This window comes from Microcystis sp. MC19, assembly GCF_003019735.1.
Classification (GTDB): Bacteria; Cyanobacteriota; Cyanobacteriia; order Cyanobacteriales; family Microcystaceae; genus Microcystis.
In genome coordinates, this window is record NZ_CP020664.1 from 1,321,163 (window position 1) to 1,334,141 (window position 12,979).

Below are 12,979 nucleotides of genomic sequence, written 5' to 3' on the forward strand. Positions count from 1 at the left end.
GTTTACTGATCACTGATTTAGATGCCATCTAGGGTTTTTGCTGCTATCTTGGACTAAGATCAGACCTAGCAATGGAGACATAATATAATGATCGCATCCCAAGATGTGGCACCATTTCAGCTTATTTCGACCGTAGAATCGGCAGCAACAGAATTTAGGCCTTGGGGTTCTTTCACCACCCTAGAAGAAGGTCCCGGTTATAAAATCAAGCGGATTGAAGTAAATCCGGGTCATCGTCTCAGTTTACAGATGCACTACCATCGCAGTGAACACTGGATTGTGGTTTCGGGGACGGCAAAAGTCACCTGTGGAGATAACGAGGAAATTCTCGGTGCTAATCAGTCCACCTATGTGCCGCAGTGTACCGCTCACCGTCTGGAAAACCCCGGGGTGATCAAATTGGTGTTAATTGAAGTGCAAAATGGGGAATATTTAGGAGAGGATGATATAGTCCGTTTTCAGGATGATTATGCTCGCCATCAGAGCTAAGACAGTGTTTAGGGGGACAGAAGGGCAAGAAACTATATTTTCGCCCCAAAAACCTGTTTAGGTCAGTCTGCCTGACTGTCTTCCCTGTTGTCAAGGCTACTCAAGTTATAGAAAAATTTTCTTTTCCGGCCGGGTAGCGGTTTTCCTCCATGGCAGAAAAATAAACTCCCCCTAGACCCTGTGTGGGAAGCTTGAGGAAAGCTGGGCTAGGGGAAATAATTTATTCCTTTGCTGGATTAACTCTAGCATATAACTCTGATTTGTCAGGACTATAACAGCCAGATGTCAATTCTATGACAAAGAAAAGCCGCTCATAAGCTGCCCCCGCATCTAAATTGCTGGTTGAGATGAGGCACTCTTGCACTCTTGCAACAGGAAAGGGATTGGGGGAGATTCAGCTAATCTCAGGATAGGCCGTTAAAATGCGTCTTAGCTTATTCAGGAGATTATTTTTATTTGTTCTCCGCTCTCCCCTCTCCCCACCTGCCAATTCGTAATTTATGGTTCTTCGGTTTGTCTTATGCAACGTACAGGATTATAAGGAATGAAACTCTTATAGAGAAAGACATTTGGCGATTTTTGTCAATTGTTTTTGATCTAGAGCGAACTAATCAATTAAGTCTCTTGCCAGATAAGGATTTAGTCGATTTATGCTCCCCTATCGAACCATACCAAGTAACGAAGAGCCTAATTTATAATTCATAATTCATAATTCATAATTTCCACTCCCGTCCACCTATTTTCTGAGAATTCTAGAAGTAATTGTAAATATTTGTTACAAGGAGACGCTGAAAAATCTGAGGACAGGGACAGAAGAAAGGATTATCGACGGGGATCAAGGATTTCAGCAGGAAACTGGATTGGGGATCAAGGGAAACTGATTGTAAAGTTTTCGATACCTCTGGCCGATTCTTGTAATAGTTCGATACATATAACATAGATGATCGGCGATGATTGTAAATTTATATTGCGAATAGCTCATCTTCTTCGGTGTTTTCCCTATACTGGTTTTCATCAACTTTGAGCCGACGTGCAGAAAAGTTAGACCACCAAGTTTGTAAGAGGTCAGGAAGATGCAATTAACCGCAAGAAATAACTGGGGCTACGTTTCTTTAGCAATGCTAAAAAGCTTTCTTCTCTGGAGTTTCGTCCTCACTGTCTGTTTATTAGTAGTGGGATTTCCTTTAGTAGTATTAATGATGACAGTGGGAGCATTGTCGGCGATTATCTTACAGTCAGTTTTACCGATTAGTTCCGTGCTTTTAGTGGCGGGAATGATTATTGGTATCAATATTTTGGCTATCCTAATTAGTGCCGCTTTATTAACAGCAAAAGGTGTTCATCCCCATGAAGTTAGCTGGTTGCACTGGTTACACGGTGAGGTAAAAACCTCTCATCAAGCTGTTTATGCTTCTTGTCCCCTAACTTGCGGGGTAGTTCATTAAATCTGATTTTCTTACAGTGGAATTACTTACCTTTTTTCTATTTAGATTTATTTAAGTTTTCAACTGCTTGATTGGTTGACTATACACAATCCAAGCTAGTGCAACCCGGTTTTACCGGGTTTTTTCATCATTATTGAGCTAAAGCAGTGGCTCTCCCCGATTTGGTGGGTAAAATGTATTCTAAGATACATTTTTGCGGGCAAGTGAGTGGAAGGGGAACCACAGAGACACAAAGGACACAGAGATCGATCACTACTATATAAGTTAAACTGGTCGCAACGCGCTCGCTACGCGAGATCACACAAAGAATAAGAGAGCCAAGCAGTTATCTGAATAATGGGGAGTCGGTCTTCGCTCAAATTAGGTTAAACTTCATCTATTATCAGAAAGGCTGTAACTGAATATTAGAAGACAGGGAGATGAGAGCTTTTGATAACTGATAACTGATAACTGATAACTGATAACTGATAACTGATAACTGATCACTGATAACTGATCACTGATAACTGATCACTGATCACTGATAACTAACCGGTATAATGGGCGAGAAAACCAGAAAAAATCGATGTCTAGCCCTCCAGAAACCGACAATCCCAGCTACAAGGCCATCTTAGCGGCATTAAACCATTTAATCAGCGTTGTTGCCCGTTTACGAGACCCAGAAAGCGGCTGTCCTTGGGATTTAGCCCAAACCCCGGAAACCCTAATTCCCTACGTTATCGAAGAAGCTTATGAGGTGGTAGCGGCGATTAAAAGCGGTGATAAAACTGCCATTGCCGAGGAATTAGGCGATTTACTGCTACAGGTGGTTTTACAAGCCCAAATTGCCAGCGATGAGGGTAATTTTAGCCTAGAAGAAGTGGCTAGAGGCATCACCGATAAATTAATTCGTCGTCATCCCCACGTTTTCGGGGAGCTATCCCTAGAAAATCCCGAACAGGTGCGTCAAAATTGGGAGAAAATCAAGGCTGAGGAAAAAAATGACCCGACTGTTAGCGGCAAATTAACCCGTTATGCCCAAACTTTGCCACCCTTGATGGGAGCGATGAAAATTTCTCGGCAAGCGGCGCGGGTCGGTTTTGACTGGGAAAATATCGCAGGAGTGTGGGAAAAATTCGGCGAAGAGTTGGCAGAATGGCAAGAGTCCCTAGAATCCTGCGATAAAGAGCATCAACAGGCCGAATTAGGCGATTTACTCTTTACTATTGTCAATCTTGCTCGCTGGTATAATTTAGACCCCAGCATCGCTTTACAAGAGACTAATCTGCGTTTTATTCAACGTTTTTCCCTGGTGGAATCCGTGGCGGAAAAGCCTCTCCATGACTATACACTAGAGGAATTAACAGTTTTTTGGCAGCAAGCGAAAGCTAAGTTACACCAACCATCATCTGGGCAATAATGCAAGAGCAAGAAATTAATAAAGACAAATCTAAAAGTTTTTGGGCTTCTATTCGAGAAAATCTGCAAATTATCGCTATAGCTTTAGTTTTAGCCCTACTAATCCGCACTTTTGTGGCGGAACCTCGTTTTATCCCCTCTGATTCTATGTTACCCACTTTAGAACAGGGCGATCGCTTAGTGGTGGAAAAACTTTCCTACGATTTCCATCCTCCTCGACGGGGGGATATCGTCGTCTTTGAACCGCCAGCACAATTACAATTACAGGGATATCAAAAGAACCAAGCTTTTATTAAAAGGGTGATTGCCACCGCAGGGGATGTGATTGCTGTTAAGGAGGGCAAAATTTACCTGAATAATCAACCCTTGGCAGAGGATTATATTCTCGAACCCCCCCAATATAATTTCATGCCTTTGCTCGTGCCGGAAAATAACTTATTTGTCATGGGAGATAATCGCAATAATAGCAATGACTCCCATATCTGGGGGTTTTTACCGGAAAATAACGTGATTGGTAGGGCGGTTTTTCGCTTTTTTCCTTTTAATCGTTTGGGGATTTTAGGGGGGAATAGCTAATCAGCAATTTTTAGTCCTGAGGATGTTGAACAATTAAGACGGAACAGGGGGCATGATGGAGAACATAATTACTCACACTACCTAAGAATAACTCTCCTAGACCCGATCGCCCACGCCGACCGATGACAATTAAATCAATATTTTCCTCTCGCGCCACTTTACAGATAGTTTTGGCGGCATGACCGTAAATTTGCTGGTATTCTCCCTTTACACCCATTTCTCCCGCCTGATTAGCTCTTTTTTGCAACATTTCTACCCCTTTCTGCTCGAATTCTTCCCATTGTTGCCGCCAAAAATCGAGAGTGAGATCATTACCCTGGGCGGGGTAAATATCGGCTAAATTGGGCGGAATCGGTAAAGGGCTATAATCTTCTTCAGGGGAAAGGACGTGCAGTAGTAGCAGGTTAGCTTCGTACTTACTGGCTAAGGATACAGCCTCCTTAAAGACACTCTCCCCCATCTCTGATAAATCTATTGCTATCAAGATTTTTTGATACATTTTTCCACCTCTGCAACCATGCCTTATTTAACGGAATCCGACGCTATTAGGAATGCGATCGATCACTTTTGCCATTTTCCCATTCTTTGGTTAGATACGGAAGTAGCCGATTACGATAGCAAGACCCCCCGTTTGTCTCTGATTCAAATTCTTGCCGATTCCACGGACTTAACGGGTGAGCGGGTGACAATTTTGGATGTTCTCGATCGACCCGATCTTACTAACTATTTTATCACTAAAATCATGCTGGTTGACCGGATAGAAAAGGTTTTTCACAATGCTAGTTATGATTGTAAATTTTTGGGCGGTAAGGGACAAGTTAAAAAAATTACCTGTACCCTAGAGTTAGCTAAAAAGGTTCCCTACTATATTGCTCCCTTACCCAATTATCAACTGAAAACCCTGGCTGAATGTCTTTGTCATTTTCCCCCTATTGATAAGACTGAACAGGGGGGGAATTGGGGCAAAAGACCTTTAACTGCGGCCCAGCTAGAATATGCACAAAAAGACCCTGTATATACGGCCCAAATCCATCATCGTCTTTTGCAGCTTTCCCATTTAATTACTCCCGATCCCGCTGGTGAGAATCTGGAAAGATTAACTAATCGTTATTGGGAAATTTACCAGCAATGGAAGATTTTAGACACAGAGATGGAACATCTCAAGGAACGTTTAAAGTCGGCAATGATTGAGCAAGAAGCTGCAGAGATTAACGGGTTTTCGGTCAGTTACCAAAATCGCACCAGCAAAAAAGTTAAACTGGCCGAATTAGCCAAGGTTGTCTATTTATCGGGCCAGGATAGCCAAATATCTCTTTCCTTAACTAATGATCTGCTCAAGGGATTGGGGGATTTAGCCCAAGGGTTAACCATCGAGGAAACTCGCCAAAAAATCAGTCAATTGACCATCCAAGAAAGTGAAGCTGACTTGAGATGATTATAGCAGAATAGGAGTCAATACCAAATTAGGTTATACTTGATATTTATGAAAAAGGCTGTAATAGCTAGAAAAAATTGCTTGCGGGGATAATTTCAATGACTGTAAAGATCGCTTATCTGGGGCCGGTGGGAACCTATTCAGAAACAGCCGCTTTAGCATTTGCTAACAGTTTACCACCCCAGCCTCGTCAATTAATACCCTATCCTAGCATTGCCCTGGCCCTGCGATCGGTTGTCCAAAATCAGGCCGATTTAGCAGTAGTCCCGGTGGAAAATTCCACCGAGGGAAGTGTGGTAATGACGCTTGATGCTTTATGGCAATTACCCGGGTTACAGATTCAACAAGAATTAGTTTTACCGATTTCCCATGCACTGCTATCTCCCAGTCAATCGCTAACAGAAATTAAAACCGTTTATTCCCATCCCCAAGCTTTAGCCCAATGTCAAAAATGGCTAGAAAATAATTTGCCTACCGTGCCGATTATTCCTACTAATTCTACCACAGAAGCGATTCAAATTCTCGATCGAGAGACTAATTCGGCTGCGATTGCTTCTCCCCGGGCGGCCAAACTCTATCATGTGCCAATATTAATACAACCAATTAATGATTATCCCGATAATTGTACCCGTTTTTGGGTAATGGCTTTAACTTCCCATCCCCAAGGGGAGCGAATGTCCCTCGCTTTTCAAGTTTTAGATCAACCCGGTGCTTTAGTCAAACCCTTAGAAGTTTTTGCCAAACGTCAGCTTAATTTATCTCGGATCGAATCGCGACCAACGAAACGATCTTTAGGGGAATACATATTTTTTATTGATCTAGAAATTAATCCAGAGCAACAGCATTTAATCGCAGAAACTTTAGAAGAATTAACCAATTATACCGATGCGATCGAGGTTTTTGGTGCTTATCAGGTGGTTAATTTACCTGTAGAAAGTTTAGAGGAATTATAAACTAAATTCACTGGAAATTACAGAAGTTAAATAGAGATATTTTTGGGTTTTAAGACAAGGGAAGAATCGGCAAAGATGAGTTTTCCTCTGGGGTAGAATCAAGCTTTTTTTCCCCCCCTAGGGGAAGAATAATTTCCACAGTTGTTCCTAAACCTTGACCTTGACTAGAGATAGTAATATCTCCCCCCATCATTTTCATCAAATTCTTAGAAATAGCTAATCCTAAACCCGTACCGCTAAATTTTCTAGTTGTGGAACCATCAATCATCACAAAAGGGCGAAATAATTTTGATTGCTGCTGGGGGTCTATACCGATTCCTGTATCGATTACAGTAATAATAGCCTGTGGATGTTCTAGGTGAGTTATCAGAGAAATAGTTCCCGTCTCGGTAAATTTAATTGAGTTAGAAATAACATTCAAAATTACCTGTTTTAATTTAGTGGGATCAGCATAGACTATCGGATTTTCTGGACAGAAAAGCAAATTTAATTTTAAGCACTTACGTTGTAGCGATGCTGTTTGTAAATTAATAACTTCATTGATAATTTGGTGTAAATCTACTGGTTCAGGATTAACGGAAACTTTGCCCGATTCTATTTTAGCAATACTGAGAATATCATCAATAATTTCCAAAAGATGTATGGCGGCATTATCCGCTTGTTGCAGATATTCTTTTTCCTCCTCCTCACTATTACAAAATCCATCCATAACACAACGAATTGAGCCAATAATACCATTGAGAGGGGTGCGTAATTCGTGGGAAGTATTGGCCAAAAATTGGTTTTTTAATTGATTAGCATTTTCCGCTTCTTGCCGACTCTTAACTATTTCTTCTCCCCAAAGGCGTAAGCGTTCGAGCATTTCCTCTAAGGCCGAGGCTAACTGATTAATTTCTCGAATATTAAAGTTTTCTGGTCTAATCTTTTGGGAAGGAATTTGCTGAATATTTAAGGCATAATCTCGCAGTTTTTCTAAAGGTATGGCCAAATCCCTAGCGATCAGTGCAATAGCTACTAAATAAGCTAATAATAAACCAGAAATCAGATAAAAAATTGCCTCCCAAATTTGTTGTAGAGGAACTAGAGCTTGGGAGAGGGAACTAATGGCTAGAACTACCCATTTTTGGGATGATTCTCCCGTAACTGGACTGGGGAGAGAACTATAACCAGCGACTAATTCTTGGCCATCTTTCTCGAAAGAAAATAAATGGAGAAATCTCTGCCGACCTTTAACAGCATTACTGATGATTATCTTGAGGCGTTCAGCATCAGCTTCTTGACTGATATGGCTACCAATGCGATCAAAATAGGGATGAGCGAGAATAATGCCATTTTCAGAAATAACCACGGGATAACCTGACAAAGAACCGGGTAAAACCTTCTCACTGTAAAGTAGAGAAGCTTGCAGAATTAGACTAGATTGTAATTGTCCTTGATTATCGTAGATGGGAACGGCAAAAACTAACTCTAATTGACGATTATTATCGGGAGATTTGGTCAAAAGTTCTCGGGGTAAACTTCTAACTAAGATATTTTCGATATTTCTGGCAAAGCTAGTCCGTTTTTCTGGACATCTTTCCAGAGGCAAAACCTTGATAATTTCTGGTTTACAGGCTCGATTTAATAAAGGTTTCTTGGTTTTAATATCAATTAATTCCACACAGTTAATCTCATGGGGAAGCTGCGCCGTGAATTGTTGTAAAAAAGCTTCTTTTTCGGCTAAGGTTCCCTGTTTTAAAACCAGACTTTCCCCCGCAGTGATCAGATTAGCCTGCAAAAATTGAATTGATTGATTAATATTATCTGCTTTTCTGATAGCACTTTCGGTGAGATTTTGACGGGCCGTTTCCAAAAAAGCCGATCTCGCTTTACGATAGGTGATATAAACTCCCATCAGTAGTACAGGTACACTGATTAGGAGTAAGCGAGAGAGCAGAATACGACGAAAAGAGGATTGACCGATAGACATAGGCAGAAATTGGTTTGATTCTTGCTATCAAACTCCAGACTATACTAGCCTATTAACCAATCGGACCGGGTGATATCCCCGAGCATTTGCCATGAATCGTCCTCACACCACCGTTATTTTAGCCATGAGTGCCGATGGTAAAATTGCCGACGCCTACCAGTCAGCGGCCAGATTTGCCTCTGCTACCGATAAAATGCGTCTAGAACAACATTTATCGCGCATGGATGCCGCTTTATTCGGTGCTAACACCCTACGCGCTTATCACACCAGTCTTCCTATCCGTCATCCCGATTTTCTCGCATACCGTCAACAACGGGGATTATCCCCGCAACCGATACAGATCGTTTGTTCTTATTCAGGCCAGCTTGATCCCCGGATGAAATTTTTTCAGCAGCCTTTCCCGCGCTGGTTAATCACGGCAGCGGAAAAAGTGGCGGCATGGGAAAATCGGGGTTTATTTGAGATTGTCTTAGTCTGCGGCGATTGGAAGGCTATTTTTAGACAATTTACCGCCCTAGGTATCAAAAAGCTGGCGATTCTGGGAGGAGGTGAATTAATTGCCTCTCTTTTAGCTGAAGATTTAATCGATGAAATCTATCTAACTATTTGTCCGTTGCTGTTAGGAGGCAATAAAGCGGCAACTCCCCTGGGAGGAACTGGATTTCTGGCTGATTCTGCCAGAAAATTACAACTTTTGAGCGTGGAAACCGTGGAAGCAGAAATTTTCCTACATTATTCCCTGGAACGGCAGTCCCATAAATCTCAAAACTAGATTACCTTAAATAAAAAGGTTGACTTATCTTGTCCCATGGTAGAACAGCTTAAACCCCAATACTCTGTGGCTTGGATTGATAAAATGAGTGAGATTCCCCAACAAAAATGGGATGCTCTCGCTCAACCCCTAACTACTCCCTTTCTAGAGTGGGAATGGTTACATAATATCGAAACTTCCGGCAGCGCCACAGGACGCACGGGGTGGCAACCTGCTCATCTCACAGTTTGGCGCGGTACTGAGTTAATTGCCGCCGCTCCTTTGTATATTAAAAGTCATAGTTACGGTGAATTTGTCTTTGACCACCAATGGGCCGATCTTTCCCGTCGTTTGGGGATTAGATACTATCCAAAACTGTTAGGAATGACCCCTTTTACTCCAGCAGTGGGTTATCGTTTTTTAATTGCTCCGGGGGAAAATGAACCAGAGATTACTGCTTTAATGATAGGGGCGATTGATCATTTTTGTGATCAAAATAATCTGTCGGGTTGTCATTTTCTTTTTGTCGATCCCCAATGGCGAATTTTAATGGAAAATTTTGGCTTTACTCCCTGGTTACATCATAGTTATATTTGGAATAACAAGGGTTTTCAAAGTTTTGAAGATTATCTGACGGTTTTTAATGCTAATCAACGGCGCAATATTAAACGGGAACGGAAAGCGGTGACTAATGCGGGGTTAATTATTAAAACTCTGGCCGCCGAAGAAATTCCCCATCATTTATTCCCGTTAATTTATCGGTTTTATAGCAGTACCTGTGATAAATTTTACTGGGGAAGTAAATATCTGACACAGAAATTTTTTGAACAATTATATCCGAATTATCGTCAGCGAGTGGTTTTGATTACTGCCTACCAAAATGAAAAGGATACTAAACCGGTGGGTTTATCTTTTTGTATTCGCAAAGATACTAATCTTTATGGTCGTTACTGGGGCAGTTTTCAAGAGTACGACTGTTTACATTTTGAAGCTTGTTACTATCAACCGATCGATTGGGCAATTAGTCAAGGTATTACCATGTTTGACCCCGGTGCGGGAGGACAACATAAAAAAAGACGGGGTTTTCCCGCTACTGCTAATCACAGTTTACACCGTTTTTATCATGGGAAAATGACTCAAATTCTCCGCAATTATATCCAGGAAATTAATCAAATGGAACAGGAAGAAATTGATGCAATCAATCAAGATTTACCCTTTTCTAAGAGAGAAATTGAGTTCAATGAGTAATTTATAGCGGTTCTCGCATCTGTGCGGCACACTTAAACCTTTGCTGATTAAGCTGTTCAGGATCAGGAATGTACCTCTTGTGAATCAGAAACGCTATAGATAGGGTCTGCTGAAAAAGTCATTGAAAAGTACAGGTCTCTTAATCAATGATTTCACTTAGCTACAAGCATAAGCTTTAGTTGTTGATTAATTTTTAAGTTATAACTTATCCTAATCATTGACCGAGAAAAAGTGCTGTTTTTCCATTTCAGACATAAAAAAGCCCAAAAAACCTGCCTCAACAGGTTAGAAAGATTCATGACTAAAAAAGTAATAGCAATCGCTGAAAAGGAAGTATGAGGAAGTTTAGCCATCACTTTACCTAAGCTAAATCTTCTTTTCCCCTGTCCAAATTTGCCCTCTATACAATTCCGAATCCTCTCATCATCGGTAGCTTGTTTCTTTTGTTCTTTACTAACATTTTTGGCTGGTCTTCCTAATGGGGGACCACTGATTCTGATTCCCCTTTCTTTACACCAAGCTCGGTTTTCTCTGGTTCGATAAATTTTGTCCACATGAACTGATTCTGGATAGTATCCTGTATAGTCATAATAAGCTTCTATTTGTGCTTTTAAATCTCCCGATTCATTAAAGTTATCCCAACTAATCCGGTCTAAAAATATGTAACCATCTATACAGCTTGCTGAGAATTTAGCCCCAAATTCTACGGGTTTTCCAGCTTTTCCTCTGACTATCGGACGGATATGGGGTTGAGTTAAGCTGACAATTCTGTCTTCAATACTCTGTTTGTTATTTTGGTACATCCAGAGTTGTTGGCGATAAACTTCTGTGACTACTAATAACAGCTTATAGTCTCTTTTTTTCAAGCTTTGTAGCGAGGCTCCTTCTGCTAAAAGTTGTTCAATATGGTCGAGATTTCTTTTTAGATATTGCAGTTGTCTTTTCAGAGCTTTTCGTCTTTGTTTGACGGTAGGTTTTCTTTTTTTTGCTACTTCTAAATAACTTTTTCTGGCTAGGAGACGATAGGTTCTCGGTTTTTGAACAAGTTTTCCTTTTAAAGTTTCATAGAGAATATCAATAATTTTTTCGGTTTGTTTTCTTCCTTGATTTAACAGGTTTAAATCCGTAGGATAACTAATATCTGCGGGCGCACAACTGGCATCTAAAATTAATTTACCTCGATTTTCTGGTTGACTTTGGGTTTCGCTCTCTAACTTTTTTTCGGTGTTTTCTTCTTCTTTTATTTCTCTCGAATTTTTGACCATAAAGCGATTCACTTTATTAATTAGTTCCAGAGTAATTCTTTCTCGAAAGTGAACCAACATTGACGCTTCAAACCGGGGTTCATTGCTGTAGGATGAAAACCCCAAGAAGTATTGTAAATAAGGATTTTCTTTGATTTGTTCTACCGTTTCTCTATCGCTTGTTCCTAATTTTTCTTTAATAATTAATGCTCCGAGTGCTGTCCTGAATGTTTTGGCGGGTGTGCCCATTTCTTCTGAAAAAAGTGATGCGTATTCCGCTTCAAATTCTGACCAGGGAATGAGGTTGGCCATAATTACCCAACGATTGTCTTGGGATAATTTCCCCTCAAAGGGCAGCTCGAATTTTTCTGGTGGGGTTGAGGGTAACTCGCTTTTACGGTACATTAGCACTAATTAGAGAAGATGCAAGGGTGATGCAAGGGTGATGCAAGGGTTTTAAGAGATTCTAGCAGATTTAAGTGCATTTGGGAAGCTCTCAATCAAGCTAAAAGCCCTTTCCTGTAAGGTTTTTACCATTATTCAGCAAACCCTAGATAGGGTTTGTCCCTGGGTGCATCTGATTTTTGTAAATCTACTAAGTTGGGATTTTTACGGGGAAACTATCTTCTAAAATTGGTCATTACTTCCGATTTGATCACTCAATCCAAGCTTTTGGGGGGTTCTACCCCCCAAACCCCCCGTTGGGGACGCAAGCGCCGTCCCCAAACCCCTCGCGCATTAGTTTTTTGGTGGGATGCTTACAGGCAGCTGCTGATATATTTGTAATAATTTAAGAGTCACTGATAATTGCTAATTGTCCGTATTTCTGCAAATGTGAGCTGCAGCCATTGTCTCTATTAGTGCAATCAACTATGAATACGAGGTTCCGGGTGCAGATTGGCTAAAATCTCACTTTCGATCGCCGCTAGGGTTTCTAAGCGTTCCTCGATCACTGTCCGTTCAAAATAATCCGCTGCTAATAGCCAATAAATACCATAATGACGGGCTTCGGAAGCCATTAAACCGCGATAAAATTGACCTAATTGAGGATCGGGACAATATTCTGCCAATAAACCCAATCTTTCGTGGGAACGCGCCTCAATTAAAGCTGATATTAACAGAGAATCCAAAAGGCGATCGGGTTCTTGGTGACGAATCTGGGCCTTTAATTTAGCACCATAGGGGGGAGAATTTAAGGGAGCGAGGGGAATTCCCCATTTATCTAACCATTGATTGACCTGTTCAAAATGTTCTAATTCCTCTTGTGCGATCGCTGTTAATTTCCGCACGAGGGAAGCGTAGGAAGGATAACGAAACATGAGATTTAAGGCCACTCCTGCCGCTTTTCGCTCACAATGGGAATGATCGAGCAGAATAATCTCTAAATTATTAATTGCCTGTTCTATCCAATCCTCAGAGGTGGCACTGACTAATAAATTAATCTTTCCCATCGTCGCTGATTCCAATTTGC

The 12,979-nt window shown here is 41.1% G+C and carries 12 protein-coding genes; 8 read left to right on the forward strand and 4 right to left on the reverse strand.

Annotated elements, in window-relative coordinates; translation table 11 throughout:
- Window positions 1–87: 87 nt before the first annotated feature.
- The 4 genes from B5D77_RS06850 (at window position 88) to lepB (ending at window position 3,908) form a co-directional block, all read left to right on the forward strand.
- A complete protein-coding gene (locus B5D77_RS06850; protein WP_002803359.1) occupies window positions 88–489 on the forward strand; it encodes a phosphomannose isomerase type II C-terminal cupin domain in 402 nt (133 codons plus the stop codon).
- Window positions 490–1,562: 1,073 nt separating this feature from the next.
- Window positions 1,563–1,934, forward strand: coding sequence for a hypothetical protein (locus B5D77_RS06865; protein ID WP_106908523.1), 372 nt, complete (start codon window positions 1,563–1,565; stop codon window positions 1,932–1,934).
- 565 nt (window positions 1,935–2,499) lie between these two features.
- Window positions 2,500–3,333 (forward strand): nucleoside triphosphate pyrophosphohydrolase, encoded by an 834-nt coding sequence (mazG, locus tag B5D77_RS06880; protein ID WP_106908524.1) that lies wholly within the window; start codon window positions 2,500–2,502, stop codon window positions 3,331–3,333.
- Entirely contained in the window at window positions 3,333–3,908 is a 576-nt protein-coding gene (gene lepB / locus B5D77_RS06885) for a signal peptidase I (RefSeq protein WP_008200573.1), read from the forward strand. The genes mazG and lepB overlap by 1 nt, the downstream gene beginning before the upstream one ends.
- 10 nt (window positions 3,909–3,918) lie before the next feature.
- Here lepB and B5D77_RS06890 read toward each other — a convergent pair whose 3' ends face one another.
- Window positions 3,919–4,407 carry a universal stress protein gene (locus B5D77_RS06890; RefSeq protein WP_008200576.1) on the reverse strand — a complete coding sequence of 163 codons (489 nt, stop codon included), beginning with the start codon at window positions 4,405–4,407 and terminating at the stop codon, window positions 3,919–3,921.
- A gap of 18 nt (window positions 4,408–4,425) precedes the next feature.
- On the opposite strand from B5D77_RS06890, the gene B5D77_RS06895 reads away from it, so the two are divergent.
- Together B5D77_RS06895 and pheA are read left to right on the forward strand one after the other, a co-directional pair.
- Entirely contained in the window at window positions 4,426–5,343 is a 918-nt protein-coding gene (locus B5D77_RS06895; RefSeq protein WP_106909967.1) for a ribonuclease D, read from the forward strand.
- Between the two features lie 98 nt (window positions 5,344–5,441).
- Entirely contained in the window at window positions 5,442–6,296 is an 855-nt protein-coding gene (gene pheA / locus B5D77_RS06900) for a prephenate dehydratase (RefSeq protein WP_008200581.1), read from the forward strand.
- A gap of 49 nt (window positions 6,297–6,345) precedes the next feature.
- Here pheA and B5D77_RS06905 read toward each other — a convergent pair whose 3' ends face one another.
- The gene (locus B5D77_RS06905) at window positions 6,346–8,265 is read right to left on the reverse strand and encodes an ATP-binding protein (protein WP_106908525.1); all 1,920 of its coding nucleotides are present in this window, start codon (window positions 8,263–8,265) and stop codon (window positions 6,346–6,348) included.
- 91 nt (window positions 8,266–8,356) lie between these two features.
- Between B5D77_RS06905 and B5D77_RS06910 the strand changes: the two genes are divergently transcribed.
- Entirely contained in the window at window positions 8,357–9,037 is a 681-nt protein-coding gene (locus B5D77_RS06910; protein WP_008200585.1) for a RibD family protein, read from the forward strand.
- A 36-nt stretch (window positions 9,038–9,073) separates the two neighbouring features.
- Window positions 9,074–10,264 (forward strand): GNAT family N-acetyltransferase, encoded by a 1,191-nt coding sequence (locus tag B5D77_RS06915; RefSeq protein ID WP_106908526.1) that lies wholly within the window; start codon window positions 9,074–9,076, stop codon window positions 10,262–10,264.
- A 152-nt stretch (window positions 10,265–10,416) separates the two neighbouring features.
- Here B5D77_RS06915 and B5D77_RS06920 read toward each other — a convergent pair whose 3' ends face one another.
- Window positions 10,417–11,913, reverse strand: coding sequence for an IS5-like element ISMae6 family transposase (locus B5D77_RS06920; RefSeq protein ID WP_106908527.1), 1,497 nt, complete (start codon window positions 11,911–11,913; stop codon window positions 10,417–10,419).
- 461 nt (window positions 11,914–12,374) lie between these two features.
- Entirely contained in the window at window positions 12,375–12,959 is a 585-nt protein-coding gene (locus tag B5D77_RS06930) for a tRNA-(ms[2]io[6]A)-hydroxylase (RefSeq protein ID WP_008200590.1), read from the reverse strand.
- Window positions 12,960–12,979 lie beyond the last annotated feature (20 nt).